Annotated in this window: 18 protein-coding genes; 6 read left to right on the forward strand and 12 right to left on the reverse strand. The window is 31.0% G+C overall.

The genetic code is table 11. The features are described 5' to 3' along the window. Positions 1-71 precede the first annotated feature (71 nt). The gene (locus IM755_RS11550; protein WP_194097005.1) at positions 72-1,103 is read right to left on the reverse strand and encodes a formimidoylglutamase; all 1,032 of its coding nucleotides are present in this window, start codon (positions 1,101-1,103) and stop codon (positions 72-74) included. A gap of 118 nt (positions 1,104-1,221) precedes the next feature. Between IM755_RS11550 and IM755_RS11555 the strand changes: the two genes are divergently transcribed. Then, entirely contained in the window at positions 1,222-2,100 is an 879-nt protein-coding gene (locus tag IM755_RS11555) for a coiled-coil domain-containing protein (RefSeq protein ID WP_194097007.1), read from the forward strand. A 51-nt stretch (positions 2,101-2,151) separates the two neighbouring features. Here IM755_RS11555 and crcB read toward each other — a convergent pair whose 3' ends face one another. Together crcB and hutI are read right to left on the reverse strand one after the other, a co-directional pair. Next, positions 2,152-2,529 carry a fluoride efflux transporter CrcB gene (gene crcB / locus IM755_RS11560; protein ID WP_194097009.1) on the reverse strand — a complete coding sequence of 126 codons (378 nt, stop codon included), beginning with the start codon at positions 2,527-2,529 and terminating at the stop codon, positions 2,152-2,154. Position 2,530: 1 nt separating this feature from the next. Next, positions 2,531-3,766, reverse strand: coding sequence for an imidazolonepropionase (gene hutI, locus IM755_RS11565; protein ID WP_194097011.1), 1,236 nt, complete (start codon positions 3,764-3,766; stop codon positions 2,531-2,533). A 70-nt stretch (positions 3,767-3,836) separates the two neighbouring features. Here hutI and corA point away from each other — a divergent pair, with 70 nt between their 5' ends. Next, positions 3,837-4,907, forward strand: coding sequence for a magnesium/cobalt transporter CorA (corA, locus tag IM755_RS11570; protein ID WP_194097013.1), 1,071 nt, complete (start codon positions 3,837-3,839; stop codon positions 4,905-4,907). Positions 4,908-4,989: 82 nt separating this feature from the next. Further along, positions 4,990-5,160: a hypothetical protein gene (locus tag IM755_RS11575; RefSeq protein WP_008258162.1), complete on the forward strand. Its 171-nt coding sequence runs from the start codon at positions 4,990-4,992 to the stop codon at positions 5,158-5,160. A 72-nt stretch (positions 5,161-5,232) separates the two neighbouring features. Here IM755_RS11575 and IM755_RS11580 read toward each other — a convergent pair whose 3' ends face one another. Continuing rightward, positions 5,233-7,683: a TonB-dependent receptor domain-containing protein gene (locus tag IM755_RS11580; protein ID WP_194097016.1), complete on the reverse strand. Its 2,451-nt coding sequence runs from the start codon at positions 7,681-7,683 to the stop codon at positions 5,233-5,235. 76 nt (positions 7,684-7,759) lie between these two features. Further along, positions 7,760-8,101, reverse strand: coding sequence for an arsenate reductase (glutaredoxin) (gene arsC / locus IM755_RS11585; RefSeq protein ID WP_194097017.1), 342 nt, complete (start codon positions 8,099-8,101; stop codon positions 7,760-7,762). 65 nt (positions 8,102-8,166) lie between these two features. Here arsC and IM755_RS11590 point away from each other — a divergent pair, with 65 nt between their 5' ends. Both IM755_RS11590 and IM755_RS11595 read left to right on the forward strand, forming a co-directional pair. After that, entirely contained in the window at positions 8,167-9,090 is a 924-nt protein-coding gene (locus IM755_RS11590) for a CPBP family intramembrane glutamic endopeptidase (protein WP_194097020.1), read from the forward strand. After that, complete coding sequence (locus IM755_RS11595; protein WP_194097021.1) at positions 9,074-10,129, forward strand: AMP-binding protein; 1,056 nt, start codon at positions 9,074-9,076, stop codon at positions 10,127-10,129. The genes IM755_RS11590 and IM755_RS11595 overlap by 17 nt, the downstream gene beginning before the upstream one ends. An 86-nt stretch (positions 10,130-10,215) precedes the next feature. On the opposite strand, the gene IM755_RS11600 is transcribed toward IM755_RS11595, so the two are convergent. From IM755_RS11600 to prfB, 7 genes are all read right to left on the reverse strand, one after another. After that, the gene (locus tag IM755_RS11600; protein ID WP_026725744.1) at positions 10,216-10,638 is read right to left on the reverse strand and encodes a DoxX family protein; all 423 of its coding nucleotides are present in this window, start codon (positions 10,636-10,638) and stop codon (positions 10,216-10,218) included. 101 nt (positions 10,639-10,739) lie between these two features. Beyond that, positions 10,740-12,359: a M1 family metallopeptidase gene (locus IM755_RS11605; RefSeq protein ID WP_194097023.1), complete on the reverse strand. Its 1,620-nt coding sequence runs from the start codon at positions 12,357-12,359 to the stop codon at positions 10,740-10,742. 68 nt (positions 12,360-12,427) lie between these two features. Further along, positions 12,428-14,095: an RluA family pseudouridine synthase gene (locus IM755_RS11610; RefSeq protein ID WP_194097025.1), complete on the reverse strand. Its 1,668-nt coding sequence runs from the start codon at positions 14,093-14,095 to the stop codon at positions 12,428-12,430. Between the two features lie 70 nt (positions 14,096-14,165). Then, positions 14,166-15,794 carry an acyl-CoA carboxylase subunit beta gene (locus IM755_RS11615; protein WP_194097027.1) on the reverse strand — a complete coding sequence of 543 codons (1,629 nt, stop codon included), beginning with the start codon at positions 15,792-15,794 and terminating at the stop codon, positions 14,166-14,168. A 94-nt stretch (positions 15,795-15,888) separates the two neighbouring features. After that, complete coding sequence (gene lpxD, locus IM755_RS11620) at positions 15,889-16,887, reverse strand: UDP-3-O-(3-hydroxymyristoyl)glucosamine N-acyltransferase (RefSeq protein ID WP_194097029.1); 999 nt, start codon at positions 16,885-16,887, stop codon at positions 15,889-15,891. A 156-nt stretch (positions 16,888-17,043) separates the two neighbouring features. After that, positions 17,044-18,228, reverse strand: a complete 1,185-nt coding sequence (locus tag IM755_RS11625; RefSeq protein WP_194097031.1) for a hypothetical protein — start codon at positions 18,226-18,228, stop codon at positions 17,044-17,046. Between the two features lie 26 nt (positions 18,229-18,254). Beyond that, positions 18,255-19,350, reverse strand: a protein-coding gene (prfB, locus tag IM755_RS11630; protein WP_194097033.1) for a peptide chain release factor 2 whose coding sequence is annotated in 2 segments (ribosomal slippage) — positions 18,255-19,286 and positions 19,288-19,350 — 1,095 coding nt in all. Because the reading frame shifts where the segments join, the coding sequence is not laid out codon by codon here. A gap of 47 nt (positions 19,351-19,397) precedes the next feature. Between prfB and IM755_RS11635 the strand changes: the two genes are divergently transcribed. After that, a complete protein-coding gene (locus tag IM755_RS11635; protein WP_194097035.1) occupies positions 19,398-20,423 on the forward strand; it encodes a threonine aldolase family protein in 1,026 nt (341 codons plus the stop codon). The last annotated feature ends 56 nt before the right edge of the window (positions 20,424-20,479 follow it).

Consider the following 20,479-nt stretch of genomic DNA (forward strand, 5'->3'; position numbering starts at 1 on the left):
AAATAGTAATTTTTCCTATCAAATAAGTTTGATAAGGGTACAAAGATAGTGTTATTTTGAGGAAAAAGGTTTTATCCCATTTTGGCTTTCATGAAATCAGTAATTAACGAAGCAATTAATTTACCTGTTAAATGATTGTTTTTAGAATCATCAAGTGCTGGAGCTCCTTCACAAATATGAAAATAAGAAGCGTTCTGATGTTTTCCAAAAAAGTAAGTAAAATGTCGGGCTTTATCAACACTAAAGCCGCTTAAAGTCATAGCACTTGAAGGAATATTCGGAATGGCATCTAAATCTAATTCCACTCCAAAAGGTTCGTTTTTTATAAAATTAAGTGCGTTTTCTAATTCAGTTTCGAAGTTTTTCTCCCGTTTTACTTCTACTTCTTCATAAGTAACAAATTTTACCCTTGAAGTTAATTCTTTCAACGTATTGAAAACACTTTTTGAAACGAAGTTTTCATGTAATCCAAAAACGAAATATTTCTTTAAAAAGCCGTCTTCAAAAGCATAACTGAATCCATTTCCAGAATGTCTTCCTTCCAAGATTCTAAAATCGGTATGAGCGTCAAAATTTATAGCATTTACTGGTTTTCCTTTGGCTAAGGCTAAACCTTTTATATTTCCATAAGCATTATTATGTCCACCACCCACAATAATTGGAATTTTACCAGCATTACAAATTTGGTGTACAATATGCGAAACTTCAATATCTAATTGTTCTACTAATTTGAAGAGTTCTTTTCTATGTTCTTTGTTGTTTGCATCTAAATTTTGGGCTTTTACTAGAAGTTCATCTACATTTAATTTACCTAAAACCAGTAAATTACTTCCTTTACAAAATTTATTGTGTTGAATATTAGCCAAACTTTGTAAAGCACTATCATAAGCCGAAGCGGCACCAATTCTTCCTAAATTTGCTTTTACTCCAATATCTTCTGGTATTCCAAAAAGTACAAATTTAGCTTCGTTGTTGGTTATAAATTCCACAATATCAGTGTCTTTTGGGACTGTGATGATTTTTTCTCCAAATTTTATTTCGCCACTTCTGTGGTTCGTTATTTTGGCTAATTCGTTTTGGCTTAAAAGTGTAATATTCTCCATAAAATTAATAAATGCAATCAAAAGTACTATTTTTAAATAAAATTCGTTTAAAATTTAGAAAATACTTTAAAAATTGTATTTTTGGAAAAACTTAACATTAACCCAACAATACCAAAAAATGGAAAACAAATCAAATAATTCCGGATTAAAAGCTGCTGTAGTAGTCTTAGCCTTACTTTTCTTAGGAAGTGTAGGTTATATTTTCAAACTAACTTCAGATAATAAAGAAACTGTAACTTCATTAACTACAGAGAAAAATACTTTAGCTGAAGAATTAAAAGCTAAAATTGCAGAATATGATACAATGATTGCTGATAACACGGCATTAAAAGATGAATTACAAGCAGAACAGGCTAAAATGGTAGCTTTGTTAGAGCAAGTTGAAAAATCGAAAGGTGATGCTGCAGCTATGGCAAAATACAAAAATGAATACTTCCGTTTAAAAAGAGAAATGGATAATTTAGTAGCTGAAAATAAAACATTGAAAGAGCAAAATGTTGCTTTAACATCTAGTTTAGATAGTACAAAAGTAGTTTTAACAGATGCAAAGAAATTCAATGATACTTTATTAACTCAGAACGAAAGCTTAACTAAGACAGTTGAAAAAGGTTCTAAACTAGCGGTTTTAAACTTAAAAGTTTTAGCAGTTAAACAAAAAAGTTCAGGAAAACAAATTGAAACAGATAAAGCAGGAAGAGCTGATAAGTTAAAAGTTAGTTTCTTAATTGCTGAAAACCAAATTGCTAAAACTGGTGCAAGAGAATATTATGTTCAAATTATTGATAGTAAAAATAATATTTTAGGTGAAAAGAAAACTATACCAACAGGAGATAAAACATTAACATATAGTTTTGTTTCTACTGTGAAATATGAAAATAAGACAGTTCAAGTTAATGAAGAAGTTTCAGGTAAAGATTTTGCAAAAGGAACTTACTTTGTAAATGTATTTGACAAAAATGCAGAATTAGTTTCTAAAACAAGTTTCGAATTGAAATAATCGTTTTATAAAATTTTAAAGTCCAATGAGAGTAATTTCATTGGACTTTTTTTATAGATATTTTGATAAATAACTTCCAAAACCAACTGCTGAAATAGTTAATATAATGGAAGTTGCAATATAGATGTAAGCAGTAATTTGGTTGTTATTCTGAAGTAAATTGTAGTTTTCTAATGCAAAACTCGAAAAAGTGGTAAATCCTCCACAAAAACCTATAATCAGTAAAAACTTCAAAGGATGATTTTCTGGAAAGTATTTTCCTAAATAACCTATGAATAATCCAATAAGTAAACTTCCTAAAATATTCACTAAAAATGTACTTAAAGGAAACGAACTTTGAAAATATTTAGAAGTTAACCAATGAGTTAAGTATCTAAGAATACTTCCCATGGCACCTCCAATTCCAACAAGTAAAAGAGTTTTAATCATATTAAATAAATTTACCTTCTATCATTACCTTATCAATTAAATTTGTTCCAAAAGCATAAGGCAATTGGTAAAAACTCATGATTGGTTTTGTGATGATGAGATTTGCTTTTTTCCCTTTTGTTATGCTTCCGTGCGTTTTTGAAATTCCCATCGCGTAAGCACCATTTATTGTAGCTGCGTTGATGGCTTCTTCTGGAGTCATTTTCATTTTGATGCAAGCCGTTGCCACTACAAAATTCATATTTCCTGATGGAGTAGTGCCAGGGTTATAATCGGTAGCCAAAGCTAATGGTAAACCTGCATTCATCATTTTTCTTGCTGGAGTATAAGGAATACTAATAAAATAGGAACAACTTGGTAAAGCCACTGGCATGGTTTTGCTGTTTTTCAATACTTCAATATCTTCATCAGTTACAATTTCTAAATGATCAACAGATAATGCACCATTTTCAACGCAAGCTTTAATTCCGTCGATTGCGGTGAATTGATTTACGTGAATTTTTGGTTCTAAACCGTATTTTCTTCCGGCTTCCATGATTTTGATGGTTTCTTCAACTGAAAAATAGCCGGTTTCAAGGAAAGCATCAATATAATCCGCTAAATTTTCGGAAGCAATTTTGGGTAACATTTCGTCGATAATCAAATCGATGTAAGCTGAATGATTTTCTTTGTATTCCATTGGAAAAGCATGTGCGCCTAGAAACGTTGCTTTGATTGCAATTGGATAATTTTCTTTTAAACGTTTGATAACACGCAACATTTTCAATTCGCCTTCAACCGTTAATCCGTAGCCCGATTTGATCTCAACTGCGCCAGTTCCTTGTTGCATCACTTCTTCTAAACGTAATTTCGATTGTTCGTAAATTTCATCTTCCGAAGTTTCGTTTAATTTTTTTGCCGAATTTAAAATTCCGCCGCCACGATTCGCAATTTCTTCATATGATAATCCATTTATTCTATCTACAAATTCTTGAATTCGGTTTCCTGCATAGACGATGTGTGTGTGACTGTCTACCCAAGTTGGTAAAATAACTTGTCCAGTTGCATCAATGATTTCAACATCAGAAAGTTTTGGACAGTATTCCATTGAACCAAAATCGGAAATGATATTATTTTCAATTAAAAGATAAGCATTATCAATTTTAGGCAATATTGCCATATCGGTTCCAGAAATTTTATCAATTTCAACTTCTCTAATTTGTAATAGTTCTTTTATGTTGATGAATAACGTTTGCATTGAAAATAAATTTTCGTAAAAATACTTCTCATTTTTAAAAACTCCTATCTTTATATAAAATTTGTTTGTTTTGAGAAAAATTAAATACAAAAAAGGAAGAAAAGTTCATCCAAGTACGTTAGAATATACAGGGATTCATAAAGATACACCAACAGAAATGCAAATGTTTGTGTATGATACTGATGAAGTTATTGAATTTCAACAATGTGAACCTCACGATTTGGATACTAATATTGATGCTTTAAAAGTGAATTGGATTAACATTCATGGTTTAAATAATCATACATTTATTGAAAAAGTAGGAGCTAAGTTTGAAGCAGATTATTTTATTATAAGTGATATTTTAAATACTACAAAGCGAACAAGAATTGAAGAATATCATAATATTTTATTTTTCAATGTTAAATCGCTATTACCTCAAAAAAAGTCAGATAATATTAGTGTAGAGCAAATTAGTTTTTTATTAAAGGATAATGTTTTGTTATCTTTTCAAGAAAAAAGAAGCGATTTTTTTACACACATTAGAGAACGAATTAGAACAAATTCTGGAGTCGTACGAACAAAAAAAGCAGACTATTTATTGTATTTGTTATTAGATGCGATAATTGAAAATTTTTATATTACCATTGAAAGTGAAGAAAATAAAGTGGATGATTTAATTGATTTGTCAAAGAAAAATACGAATCCAGAAGTTTTAGAATTGATTGAAAAACATCGGGATAATTTCAATTTTTTAAAACGTTCGATTATTCCATTACGCGATTCTTTGTATTCTATCAAAAGCATTAAAGATGATAATGTTTTCAATGATATTCAGCATGAAAATTTTACGTTTTTCTCACGATTACACCAAAAATGTTTAGAATTATTAGAACAAATAGATTCTGATTTAATTACTTTAGATAGTACATCAAATTATTTTTTCTCAGCTCAGAACCATAAAATGAATCAGGTTATGAAGACTTTAACGGTGGTTTCGATGTTCTTTTTACCTTTAACTTTTATCGTTGGGGTTTATGGTCAGAACTTTAAAAACTTACCTGAGTTAGAGTGGGAGTATGGCTATTTTATTATTTGGGGAATAATGTTAGCAGTTGTTGCGGTAATGTTTATATATTTTAAAATCAAAAAGTGGTTTTAGGGTAAAAATAATAGCAATTATATTGTCAAAAATAAATATTCCTATTATCTTTGACAAGAATTCATAAATTCCGGAAAATATTATGTTTGAATTTCAACAGTACCTAGGTTTTTTACTTTTCTTAACCATATTAACTATTGGTTTTTGGTTGATGATATTCTTAGTAGGATTTGTTCACTATTGGTTGGGCGGAGCTATCATGGAATTGATTAAAGAGAAAAGAGCTAAAAGACAAGCTGAATTAGAAGGATAAATTTCTTTTAATTTTTAAAATAAAAAGTCCCGATTTAATCGGGACTTTTTTTATTTGTAATGGTTTTGGAAATTATGGTCTTCCCATAAAATCTCCTTCACCACCATTATCTTCTCTTCTAGGTTGTCTTTCTTTTTCGTTTTTCTGTTTGTTAAAACGGTATGTAAAAGTTACCATAACTTGTCTTACTCTCCATTGCATTTCGCTGTAAGAGTTTACCACGTTTGGAATGTTTGTTTCCATGATTCTTTTTCTTGAATTGAAAACATCGCTCACATTTAATGAAATACTTGCTTTGTCTTTTAAAACATCCTTACTAAACGCTAAATTCATTGAAGCAACACCTAGTGATTTTCCTTGAGCATTTGATTGTGGAGCATTGTAAGTTGCATTTGTTTGCCAATCGATTTTGTAAGGAAGTGTAATTTTTGATGAAATTCTTGCAAACCAAGTTAAAGCTACATTATCAAAATTTTGATTAATAGTATTTCCTAAATAATCTACATAAGAATAGTCACCTTGAGTTTCATTTCTGAATGCATTGAAGTTACCATTTAGTCTCCACCATTTATATGGTGTGTAATTTAAATTAAATTCAAAACCAGTTCTGTATTCTTTTGATAAGTTAATAGGCGTACTTAAAATTACAGGAACGCCTTCAACAAATAATCCTGATTCTTTTCTAATGAATTGAAAAGCATCATTTGTGATATTGATATAAGCCGAAGTGTTAAACGTTAACTTTTTCCATTTTTTTAGATAGCCTAAATCAACAGCATCGGTTAAAGAAGGATTTATATCTGGATTTCCTTGAAAAATATTAATATTACTTGATAATGAAGATACCGGATTCAAGAAACGACCTCTTGGACGGTTAATTCTTTTACTATAACTTAAACTAACTGAACTCGATTCAGAAAATTCGTAATTAAAAGTAGCTGATGGGAATAAGTTGTTGTATTTTTTAGTGTTGTAATCATTTAATGATAATGAATTTACTTCAATGTGACTGTCTTCAAAGCGCAAACCAAAGAAGTAAGAGAATTTATTAATTTTAGAACCGTATTGAGTATAAAGTGCATTTACATTTTCTACATATTCTAATGTGTTAGAAAAGTCGGAAACAGGAGTAACCACAAAATCAGTTAAATTCTTTTGAAAACTTCCTCTATAACCTGCTTCAAAACGACCGTTTTTACCAATTGGTAAAACATAGTCGGTTTGAATCAAATTTCTTTGTTGTTTGTTCTTGTTTGATGTTCCTTGAGTTGTTAAAGTTGCAGGATCATCTAAAATTTGATCATAAATAGTTGCAAATTCATTTTCTCTGTTTTGAGATGTAGCAAAATCAACTGTTAATTTATGGTCGTCTTTTTTGAATTTTTTAGTAAAGTTTGATGAGTATTCAATACTGAATTCATCACTTTTTTGATCGTTTAAACGATTTCTTACAAAGGTTGGATTATTTGAAGCATCAAAATTGTAAAAGAAAACATTATCTGGATTTTTTCCGTTATTTTCTCTAAATGTTAACGCATTGGTCCAAGTTAATGATTTTGATAAATTTAAATCGATACCAAAGTTAGCATTGTAACCTTCACTTAATCTTTCATTTGTTCTTCTTTCTTTAATAAAACGACTCGTTGAACCATCTGCATTAAAGTATTCGGCGTCAACTAAAGAATTTCCTGGATTATTTCTATAATTATATCCTATGTTAGAAAATAAATTATAATCATCACTTTTCTTGTTTAAATTAATGCTGGTTCCATAAGTTTCAGGATCACCTGCATTTACCATTACAGAACCATTTACACCATTAGCTTTTCCTTTTCTTAAAACAATATTAATAATACCGCCACCACCTTCGGCATCATAACGTGCTGATGGATTAGTTACCACTTCTACTTTTTCAACAGCATCGGCTGGTAAAAGTTTTAAGGCATCTGCAATATTAATTCCAGCTAAACCAGAAGGTTTTCCGTCAATTAATATTTTTACATTTTCATTACCTCTTAAAGCTACAGTTCCTTCAGCATCAACAGTTACAGATGGTACATTGTCTAATACATCGCTAACAGTTCCACCTTTAACCATCATATCTTTCCCAACGTTGTAAACCCTTTTATCAAGTTTAATTTCAACTGTAGATTTTTCTGCAACAACTTCAATTTCATTTAATTGTGCTACATCGGCTTCCATTTGAATTGTGCCTAAGTTGGAATCAGCATTAAAAACTTTTTGCGGAATTGTTACCGTTTTAAAAGAAATAAATTCAGCTCTAACATTGTAATTTCCAGCGGTTACTTCAAATTTAAAAATACCGTTTTCATCGGTAATACCACCAGATAGTTGTTTGGTTGTACTATTTTCGAATACAATTGTAGCATATTCTAAAGGAAGATTAGTTCCTTTTTCAATGACCTTTCCGGAAACAGTAACTTTTTTTCCTTCAGGACGCTGTGCAAAAGCAGTTAAACTTAAGAGTAATGTTAAGGCAACAATAAGAATTTTCTTGTTCATAAATATATTTTTTCAAATAAGACTGCAAAAGTAACTTTTGGTTTAGCCTTACTTTCCTAAATCTTTGTTAAAACTACTAGAGGATTTCGTTAATCTTTTCTTTTGGTCTTGCAATAACTGCTTTATTACCATTTACAATGATTGGACGTTCTATTAATTTTGGATTTTCTAATAGTGCATCAATAATTTGATTATCTGTTAGATCTTTCCCTTTATAGTTTTCTATCCAAATACTTTCTTTGGTTCTAACAAGTTCTATAGGTTTGATATTCAGTTTTTTGATTACTTCTTTTAGTTCTTTTTCTGTAAAAGGTTCATCAAGGTATTTTCTAATTTCAAAAGGTTGATTTAAGTTTTCGATTTCGCACAAACCTTCTCTCGATTTGGTACATCTTGGATTATGGTAAATAGTTATCATGTTTTCTTTTTCACAAAGAAATAAAAAATAGTACTTTAGTAGCAAACTTAATTCGTTTAAAAGTTATGTATATCGAACAATTAAAATTTAAAAAAGTTAACTTATTTTCTTATTTGCCAATTCCTTTGGGTTTTATTTTATTGATGCTTTTCAATTTTCTTATGTCTGAAGGTGTAGATACTAATGAAGTTATTCAACAGACTATCAAAATGATAGGTGTGAATTTAACTTTTGTAGCACTTGTAGGACCATTAGCTTTTGGATTATTGATTGTTTTGTTTTGGGTGAAATTCGTTCAAGGACAATCGATAACTAGTTTGACTACTTCAAGAACAAAAATCGATTGGAAACGCGTTTTTTTCTCTTTCTTCCTATGGGGAAGCATTACTACTTTAATGATTTTAGCGCTTTATTTTACCCAACCTGAGAATTTTGTTTGGAATTTTAATCCTGAGAAATTTTTTATTTTTCTTGTGTTAGCCGTTGTTTTAGTTCCAATGCAAACTAGTTTTGAAGAGTATCTTTTTAGAGGTCATATGATGCAAGGAATTGGCTTAGCAACAAATAGCAGATTAATTCCTTTAATTATTACATCTGTGTTGTTTGGTTTAATGCACATTGCTAATCCTGAAGTTGAAAAAATAGGTTATATCATTATGTTATATTATATTGGAACTGGTTTTTTCTTAGGGATTATGACTTTAATGGACGAAGGTCTTGAATTAGCTTTAGGATTTCACGCGGCTAATAATTTGGTTGGAGCTTTATTACTAACAGCAGATTGGACGGCATTTCAAACCAATTCTATTTTAAAAGATTTGTCAGAACCATCAGCTGGCTTCGATGTTTTAACTCCAGTTTTTGTAATATTTCCAATCTTACTTTTAATTTTTTCCAAAGTTTATGGTTGGAACAATTGGAAAGAAAAATTGACAGGAAAATTAATAGAAAATAACAAAGAAATTGATTTCGATGATTCCAAATTATAGAAGTATACACAATAGATTTAAAATTAATAATTTTCATTTTGATAAAGAAGCTCTTTATCAATTAGCCTATACTTTAATAAAAGAAGGTAAAGATTATGAAAATGATTTAGGTGTTTTTTTATTGGATTGGTTGGATGATAAAGAAACAATTCAGTTGACTACTTCTGGAACTACAGGAGCGCCTAAAGTTATTACAATCAAGAAGCAGTCAATGGTTTATTCTGCTATTGCAACAGGAAATTTTTTCAGTTTGCATCCTCAAGATAAAGCGCTACTGTGTTTACCTGCTAAATATATTGCTGGAAAAATGATGATTGTTCGTGCCATGACCCTTGGTTTAGAGTTAGATATTATGGCTCCGAGTTCGCACTTAAATGATTTATTACCTCATAAGAATTATGACTTTGTTGCTATTGTTCCACTTCAGGCGGAAAATAGTTTAGATAAATTATATCAATTCAAAAAGATAATAATTGGTGGAGCAAAAGTTTCTGATGATTTAGCTTCAAAATTAAAGAACATAAAATCAGATATTTATGAAACTTATGGAATGACCGAAACCATAACACATATTGCTGCTAAAAAAATAGGAGATCCGTATTTCAATGTTTTAGAACATGTTTCCATTTCAGATGATGATAGAAATTGTTTGGTAATTGATGTTCCAAGTATTACTGATGAAAAAGTAATTACTAATGATATTGTTGAAATTCTAAATGAGAATCAATTCAAATGGATTGGTCGTTACGATAATGTGATTAATAGTGGCGGAGTTAAGTTATTTCCTGAACAAATAGAGACAAAGTTAGCTTCAAAAATTAAAAATAGATTTTTTATAACTAGTCAACCTGACGCTGTTTTAGGTTCAAAAGTAGTTCTAGTTCTTGAAGGTGAAAAAAGAGACATTGATTCGTCTATTTTTAATTCTTTAGAAAAATTTGAAAGACCAAAAGAAATCTTATTTGTTCCTGAATTTGTAGAAACAGAAACAAAAAAAATAAACCGAAATAAAACATTGAAAAAAATAAAGGTTGTATAAATTAAGCCTAATATAACACTTAAATGAATGGATTATGAAGTTATGATGTAAGTACTATATTAAAATTTTTATACAACCTTAAGTAGTTATTCTTCCATTTTTAAATAATAATCTGCAGAATGTTTTCCACTGCCAAAGAAGATGAAAAATACACTAGTAGCAAATGCTATTAATGATTGAACAAAATCTGACGGATTAAATACACCAATAAAGTTTATTGCGAAAGCACCTAAAAGTATAGGTAACTGAACCCAAATTGACCAACGAGTCAAGAAGCCAATGATAATCATTACTCCACCTGCCATGTGCGCCATTGCAACATAATGAATTAGTAACATTTCGCTACCGAAACTTCCTACTGAATTTAAAATTTCATGTAAATATTTTTTGTCTACAATAAAAGAAACACCTTTTAAAAGTAAAAAAACACCTAATGAAACTCTAAGAATATCTATCGGAATACATGTGTTTGCATTAGCCCATTTGTTTAATTCTCTAATTCTAGCCATAAAGAAAAGGATTAAAATTACACTAGGCTAATTTACTAAAAATTAACATATTATGTTTTTTTGATGCGTTAATTAAAACATAAATTAATAAAAAAAGAAGACTAATTGTCTTCTTTAATTTTAACATAAAACTGATTGTCATAAATTTGAAAACTCTTTTTGCTGAGTTTTTTTAGTTTGATTTTCTGTTCTTTTGCTGTTGGAAATAATCTAATTTTTTTCCCTTCAAAACCAATATCAATAGGCATATTGAAGTCTTCATTTACATTATCCCATGAATAATATAGATAATCACCTTTGATTTTATAAATAAAAACAGGAACTTGGTTGGTGTATAAGTATTGTCTAAATATTGGTGTTAAATCTGTACCTGAAGCCTTGTTAAAGTAATCAATTACAGTGTCTGAAGTAATAATTTTCTTTTTGAAAGTTTCTGAATAATTATAAAGCATTTTCCACCATTTTTCATCATCGGCAATAACGTGTCTTAAGGTATTTAATAATAACGAGCCTTTGTAATACATATCTCCTGAACCTTCATTGTTAACTCCATACTGACCAATAATTGGTCTATCATTTCTAACATTTTTAGCTTGCCCGTTAATGTATTTCATGGCATCATCATATCCTTTAATACATTCAATAAAAACAGTTTCAGAATAGGTTGTAAATCCTTCATGAATCCACATATCGGCAATATCCATACTGGTGATACTGTTTCCAAACCATTCGTGACCTGTTTCGTGAATTGTAATATAATCAAAAAACATCCCAACACCAGTTCCAGATAAATCAAAACCCATATAGCCTTTTTTGTACTTGTTACCATAAGCAACCGCACTTTGATGTTCCATACCTAAGTAAGGCGTTTCTACTAATTTATAACCATCTTCCCAAAACGGATAACGGCCAAATTTAGACTGAAAACATTCCATCATCGGTTTTACTTCCATAAAATGCTCACGAGCTTTCGCTTCGTTTTCTCTTAAAATATAATAATCTAAATCCAAATCGGGCATTTTATCTTGGATGTGAACATAATCAGCAATATTAACAGTTATAGTGTAATTGTTAATTGGGTTTTTAACTTCCCAATCCCAACGAGTGTAACCATTTTTTAAATCTTGAGAACCTAAAAAGCGTCCGTTTGAAACATTCATTAAACCATTAGGAACAGCAACTTTAATGGAAGCACCATTATCAGGTTCGTCAGTTTGAGAATCTTTTACTGGATACCACAAACTAGCACCAGTTCCTTGCACTGCTACGGCTATAAAGTCTTTTCCTACTTTGTCTTTTGAAAATACAAAACCACCATCCCAAGGGGCATTTCTGGCAATTCTAGGATTTCCTGAATAATAAAATTTTAATTTATGATTTGATTTTGAAGCTAATTTTTCAGGAAAATCTATAAAAACAGCATCATTGTCGCGATTGTATTTTAATTTTTTAGTATTCCAAACAATCGAATCCACTTTCATATTGTCAAATAAATCCAATTGAATTTTTTGAGTAGGAACAAGTACTTCAAAAGTGATTTCATTGAAGCCTTTGATGCTTTTTTGTTCTGGATTTACCGTAATGTTTAAATCATAGCGCTTTACATCATAAGAAGTTCTCTCGATACGTAAACCACCTTGAAGTGAATCACGACGTGTAAATTGAGCATTAATTTGTTGAATTCCTAATATCGTTAGGATAACTAAAAAACTGTTTTTCATAAGGATTGTTTTCAAAATCTAAATATAAGAGTTTGAATTGGAAAAAATGTTACAAAAAGAACTGAATTTTAAAATTCTGCAGCGGTAGTTATAGTGAGTTCTTCTTTTGAAATAGGATGAATAAAAGTTAAACTTTCAGCATGTAAATGCAAACGATTAGCTTTTGAGCCATACAAATCATCACCTACAATCGGAGTTTTTAAACCTAATTCGTGTGAAGCATGCACTCGTAATTGATGTGTTCTACCCGAAATAGGATAGAAGTACACTAAAGTTTGGTTATTCTTAACTTCAATCTTTTCCCATTTAGTTTGCGCTGGCTTTCCGTGTTCGTAGCAAACCAATTGTCTTGGTCTATCATCTAAATCTACTCGTAGTGGTAAATCGATAAAACCATCATTTGCTTCTAAAACACCATCTAATAAAGCAACGTAGCGTTTTTTTATAGTTCGTTTAATAAATTGACTTTGCAATTTTACATAAGTTTCTTCCTCTTTTGCAATTAACATCAATCCCGAAGTCGACATGTCTAAACGATGCACAATTAAGGGTCCAGTGGCGTTTGGATATAATTCTTTGACTCTTTGATATACCGAATCGGAAATAATTTTTCCAGGAACAGATAGAAATTCTGCGGGTTTATTTATAACTGCTAAAACCTCATCTTCAAAAACTATTTCAATATTTTTTCCTTCCGCTGGATTTTCCTGAAACGGATTTGCTTCCATATCCAAACCATTTAGCATGTGAGACAATAAAATTGGCTCACACTTACTTTTACAAGCCGGATAAAATTGTTTGTGTTTTCGAATCTCCGATTTTGGCGATTGTCCCCACCAAAATTCAGCCATCGCTATAGGTTTTAAATGATGTTCAAAAGCGTAATGTAATAATTTTGGAGCCGCACATTCTCCAGCACCAGCAGGCGGATTATTATTGAAAATTTCGCCAATACTTTTTCGTTCTCCAAATTGATTCAAAAAGGAATATTCAGCAAACAGTTTTTGTTGTAAAGCTCCTGATTTTTGACGGCGCTCTTCTTTAAGTTTGTTAATTTCATCCAAAAGTAAATTGACTTCTTTTTGTACATTTTCTATTTGAAAATTCCAATATTTGGTCATTTTTTTGAGTAAAATGCTCTCTTTTTTGCTTTCTTCGGAAAGTTCAAATTCTAATTGTTCGATTTCAGCTGAAGATAAATCAGTGAATGAATTTCGTTTTTCATCGCGTTCCAACTTTAATCTTTTGATTTTATCTTTCTGATTTTGAATATCGGTTAAAGCTTCAATTTTCGTAGCGTCTAATTGATTTTTCTTGTTTTGAAGTTCGTCTGAATTTTCAAAAATTTCGATTTGACGATTGATTGCATTCAAAACTTCTTCTTCTTTTCTAAAAAAACCATCTTCGTGCAACATATCAAAAATCGTTGGTACAAAATAGGGAAGGTGATTTACTCCTGCTAATTTACCAGAAAAAGCCCATAAATAGCCCAATTCTCCTTCTTGATTTTGACAAACTAAAACGCCAAACATTTTGCCTATTACCAAACCTTTTTGATTTTCTTGTAATCCGAAATTGTGTTCAAAATCAGTTTGTGTTTCTAAATACGCTTGCAATTCAGTTGAAGCAATAGTACTTAATTCATGAGGTTCGTAATAAAAAGGAAACGTGAATTTTTCGGGTAAGGAAATACCTGAAATATTGGTTTTGAAAGATTGGAAAATTGTTTTTTTCATAAAAAAGCCACGAACGCACAAATATAAACATTCGTGTATTCGTGGTTATTAAGTTTTTAAAATTTGTTTATTACACCTGAATCACTCCTAAATTAAACTGTTTTTCAATAGGAGCGTGGTTAGCTGCTTCAATTCCCATAGAAATCCAATTTCTGGTTTCTAATGGATCAATGATAGCGTCTGTCCACAAGCGAGAAGCAGCGTAGTATGGTGAAACTTGTTCGTCGTAACGTGCTTTTATTTTATCAAATAATTCTTTTTCTTTTACTTCATCTATTACTTCACCTTTTGCTTTTAAAGAAGAAGCTTCAATTTGTGCTAAAACTTTTGCTGCTTGCGTTCCGCCCATAACGGCTAATTCTGCACTTGGCCAAGCGAATATTAATCTTGGATCGTATGCTTTTCCACACATCGCATAGTTTCCTGCTCCGTATGAATTTCCGACAATTACAGTGAATTTTGGCACAACTGAATTTGCCATCGCATTCACCATTTTTGCTCCGTCTTTGATAATTCCACCGTGTTCTGATTTGGAACCTACCATAAATCCGGTAACATCTTGTACAAATACTAATGGAATTTTCTTTTGGTTACAATTGGCAATAAAACGTGTTGCTTTATCCGCTGAATCCGAATAAATTGCTCCACCAAATTGCATTTCGCCTTTAGCGTTTTTTACAATCTTTCTTTGATTAGCTACAATTCCAACTGCCCAACCATCGATTCGAGCGTAAGCTGTGATTAAGGTTTTTCCGTAATCACCTTTATATTCGTCAAATTCTGAATTGTCTACCAATCGTTTGATGATTTCATACATATCGTATTGATCAGCTCTCGATTTTGGTAAAATTCCGTAAATATCTTTTGGTTCTAAAGCTGGTTTTTCTGCTTTCACACGATTATATCCTGCTTTATCGAAATCACCAATTTTACCTACGATACTTTTAATTCTGTCTAAAGCATCTTTATCATCTTTAGCTTTATAATCCGTAACACCCGAAATTTCGCAATGTGTTGTTGCTCCACCAAGTGTTTCATTGTCAATGGTTTCTCCAATGGCTGCTTTCACTAAGTAACTTCCAGCTAAGAAAATACTTCCAGTTTTATCTACAATCATGGCTTCATCACTCATAATTGGTAGATAGGCACCACCAGCAACGCAACTTCCCATAACGGCGGCAATTTGAGTAATTCCCATACTACTCATGATAGCATTATTTCTAAAAATGCGACCGAAATGTTCTTTGTCTGGAAAAATTTCATCCTGCATTGGTAAATAAACTCCTGCAGAATCCACTAAATAAATAATTGGTAAGCGGTTTTCCATAGCAATTTCTTGTGCACGAAGGTTCTTTTTTCCGGTAATTGGAAACCAAGCGCCTGCTTTTACAGTAGCGTCATTAGCCACCACAATACATTGTTTTCCAGAAATAAATCCGATTTTTACAACGACACCTCCAGAAGGACATCCGCCGTGTTCTTTGTACATGCCATCTCCAACAAAAGCGCCAATTTCAATGCTTTTTGCTTTTTCGTCTAAAAGATAATCGATGCGTTCACGTGCTGTCATTTTGCCTTCAGCATGTAATTTTTCGATACGTTTTGGTCCGCCACCTAATTTAACTTGGGCAAATCGATTTTTTAAATCAGAAAGTAAAAGTTTGTTATGATCTTCGTTTTTATTAAAGTTTAAGTCCATCTGGGTTTTTGTTGTTTATTGGTTGGCTAAATTACGAAATCCATCTGAAAAATATATTTTTTAGATGGATTTAGTCTTAATTTTTAACGAATGTTTATTTTTTGTAATCGTTTACCATTCTTTTTAAAATTGCCCATTGTCTTAACGTATCTTTAGCATCGATTGCAGGGTAACCTAATAGTGTTTTTCCAGCTTCAACATCAGCCGCTACACCTGAACCAGCACCAATCATTGCGCCATCTCCAATAGTAACGTGATCTTTAATCGATGCACTTCCACCAATAATTACGCCATTTCCAAGAGTTACCGAGCCAGCCAAACCACTATTTCCAGCCATTATACAGAACATTCCTAATTTACAATTGTGTCCGATTTGAACTAAATTATCAATTTTGCAACCATTTCCAATAACTGTTGAACTAAACTTTCCTCTATCAACACAAGAATTGGCTCCAATTTCAACATTATTTCCAATGATTACATTGCCAATTTGTGGGATTTTCACCAAACCTTTTTCAGGATCAGGACGAAAACCAAATCCATCAGCACCGATAGTTGCATTAGGATGAATAATACAGTCATTTCCAATATGACAACGTTCTCTCACTACAGCGCCAGACCAAATTGTAGTATTTTTACCAATAGTACATTCATCTAAAACGGTTACATTGGAATACAAAATAGTGTTTTCTCCTATAGTTACATTTGGACCGACATAGCAATTGGCGCCAACTTTTACATTATTGCCAATTTGAGCTGTTTCGTCAATTGTTGCTGTTGGATGAATATTGGTTTTGAAAACAGGTGGAGGAGGAGCAAAAAGTGCTAAAACTTGTGACATAGCTAAATCCGCATTTTTTACTTTTATAAAGGCTCTATTTTCTCCTGGTTCTATCGAAATATCTTCATTTACAACAGCAACACCTGCTTTAGAAGTTGCCCATAATTTCTCATATTTTTTATTTCCAATGAATGAAATTTCAGATTCATTAGCGACTTCTAATTGTTCTGGAGCTGTAATTTTTGTTGTTATTAAACCAACGATCGTTCCTTTTAATACTTCGTTGATTTCTTCGATTGAAATTTGTTTCATTAGTTGTTTTATTGGATATAATTTTCGAATATACAAAAACAAAACTTTTTTTTGATGCTACTATAAAAAAATCCGAATTCATTAAAAGAAATTCGGATTTTAAAATCATAATTATTTTAGAACAATTGATGTCTTTTTTTAATAACCTTATGTATCTTAGTTGATGGAGTCGTATACATTGTTAATTTTAAGAATATTGTACTTTATTCCAATATTTAAACTATTTGGTACATCAACATTTGTATTATTGGTATAATTTAATTCGAGGATTAAATTTTTGTAGTTTGCACCTAGAGTAATTCCAAAATTTGGATTATTAATTTTGAAGTCTGAATCAATATCTCTTTGAACATATATATGTCCTTTATAAACTGATTTAAGCCCAACTTTAGGTATTATAAAAAAAGAAGTGTTTTTATTTAATTTGAAATATCTTTTAACTCCAATTGAAGAATTGAAAGTGTTTTTAATCTCATATTTTATTTTATAATCTGGATTTATGAATATAGGATTATAATAATCTGCCTCGCCAGATACTTTGTTTATATCAAATGAAAAATCAAATAATAAGCCATAATTTCTATTAAATACAGGAGGAATTATTTCTATTTCAGAATTTAAACTTATAATACTATTGTTGCCAAAATCAATTGTTTTGTCAATATTTCCCTTGAATTCTTTTTTTAAATTTTCATTTCTATAATTTGCTCCTAGTCTAAATTGAACTAAAACAGAATCTTTTCTTACATGTGTTTTCGTTTCATTTTTTCCTATTTTTTTGTTCATTTTTATAACATATTTTGATAAGTCAGAATAATCGTATTTAACATTTTTCACAACTTTATTCATTGTATCTCTTTCTATTCGAGCTAATTGTCTTTTGTAAGAACTAATGTAATATCTTTTATTATCAGAACTTATTTTTTTGTGAAGTAATTGTCTTATCGTGTCATTTTGTTCTTTAATTAGGAAAATTCTATCTTTTTCATCATCTAACATGTAAAGGGAGATATCACCTTCTACTAAAACTCTTATTAGCTTATTTTTTAATGAGTAAAATATTTTTTCACTATTTATTTTAGAATCATCTATTTTTATTTCTGTCCGAATAAATTTAATGTTACTAACTTCAAATTCTATAATAGATTTGCAATCTACTTGTAATTCTTCATTGTTAATTTTTACAGTTATGAATTCTGGAGATTGAATCCATTTTTTCTTTAAGATTTCACAATTGATTTTTTTATTATTTTGATCAATGTAATATCCTTTTTCAAATTTGGTTTGTGCAGATAAAAATGTAATTGTAATTAAAGTGAGTAGTGTAAAAATTTTTTTCATTAGTTGTTTTTTTTATTTAAAATTATTTAATCTTCTTTTTGCCCCATCATCATTAAATAGGCTTTTAAGAAATTATCGATATCACCGTTCATAATTCCTTCCACATCACTTGATTCATAACCTGAGCGTACGTCTTTGACTAATTTATAAGGATGCATTACATAATTGCGAATTTGAGAACCCCATTCGATTTTCATTTTTCCTGCTTCAATATCGGCTCTTTGTGCAAGACGTTTGTTTAATTCGATTTCGTATAACTGCGATTTCAACATTTGCATCGCACGTTGGCGGTTATCTTGTTGCGAACGCGTTTCTGAACACTGAATTTGAATTCCGGTTGGTTTGTGAAACAATTGTACTTTGGTTTCTACTTTGTTTACGTTTTGTCCACCGGCACCACTCGAACGAGAAGTAATGATTTCGATATCCGCAGGATTAATTTCTACTTCAATAGAATCATCCACCAAAGGATACACATAAACCGAAGCAAAAGAAGTATGACGTTTCGCATTACTATCAAAAGGAGAAATACGAACCAAACGATGTACTCCGTTTTCACCTTTTAAGTAACCAAAAGCAAATTCGCCTTCAAATTCTAATGTTACAGTTTTGATTCCAGCAACATCTCCTTCTTGAAAGTTCAATTCTTTGATTTTATACCCTTGTTTTTCACCCCACATCAAATACATTCGCATTAACATGGAAGCCCAATCACAACTTTCGGTTCCACCAGCACCTGCGGTAATTTGTAAAACAGCACTCATGCTATCTCCTTCGTCGGAAAGCATATTGCGGAACTCTAAATCTTCAATGTGATGTAAGGTTTTTTGATATTGCTCTTCAACTTCTTCTTCGGTAACATCTCCTTCTTTAAAGAAATCCATCATAATTTGAAGTTCTTCAGAAAGTTCCAAACCTTTATTATAATCTTCTACCCATTTCTTTTTTGAACGTAGGTTTCGGATAATGATTTCGGCTTCTTTGGCGTTGTTCCAAAAGTCGGGAGCGAAGGTTTTTTCTTCTTCGTTAGTTATTTCAATCGTTTTGGCATCGATGTCAAAGATACCTCCTTAACGCACCAAGGCGATCAATAATATCTCTGACTTGTTCTGTATTTATCATAAATATTGTAGTTTTACAGAACAAAAATAGCTATTCTTTTTTATTCTATGGAAATAAATTTAGTAAGTGATACCGTAACGAAGCCTTCTGTTGAGATGTTAAACGCAATGTTTAATGCAAAAGTAGGTGATGATGTATATAAACAAGACCCCACAGTCAATGAGTTAGAGGAAACTTTGGCTGATTTATTTGGGATGGAAGCAGCCTTGTTTTTTCCTTCCGGAACTATGGCAAATCAGACGGCGATTAAGTTACATACACAACCAGGCGAACAAGTAATTTGCGATAAATACTCGCACATTTATCATTATGAAGGTGGAGGAGCCTCGTTTAATAGTGGGGTTTCTTGTTGTTTAGTTGATGGAAATCGAGGGATGATTACCGCTGATTTGGTTAAAAACGGGATTAATGATCCCGAATTTTATCACGCCCCTTTAACTTCTTTAGTTAGTATTGAGAATACAACAAACAAAGGTGGTGGCGCTTGTTATGATTTACAACCTTTACAAGAAATTAAGCAAGTTTGCATCGACCATAATTTGAAATATCATTTAGATGGTGCGCGTTTATGGAATGCTTTAGTAGCTAAAAGACAACACCCTAAACAGTTTGGGGAAATGTTTGATACGATTTCAGTTTGTTTATCGAAAGGATTGGGTGCGCCTGTTGGTTCGGTTTTGTTGGGAAGTAAAGAGGATATGCATCGTGCTTTGCGAATTAGAAAGATTTTTGGTGGCAACATGCGACAATCAGGATATTTGGCTGCCGCTGGATTATTTGCTTTACAGAATAACATTAGTCGTTTAGAAATTGATCACAGAAGAGCCAAAGAATTAGGTAATTTATTAGAAAAAATGCCATGGGTTGCTAATGTAGAACCTGTTGAGACCAATATTCTGATTTTTGGCTTGCAACCTTTTGTAGATGAAAAACTTTTCATGGAAAAATTAAAACAAAAAGGGATTGCGATTAGTTCTATGGGACATGGAAAACTAAGAATTGTAACACATTTGGATTACAAAGAAGTTATGCATGAATATGTGATGGAAGTGTTTTCTAAACTGACTTTTTAATTTTTTGGAATACAGATTGAAGAAATTTAAATAATTTTTAAAATCAAACTTGGGAT

Origin of the sequence: Flavobacterium proteolyticum (assembly GCF_015223105.1) — a bacterium.
Classification (GTDB): Bacteria; Bacteroidota; Bacteroidia; order Flavobacteriales; family Flavobacteriaceae; genus Flavobacterium; species Flavobacterium proteolyticum.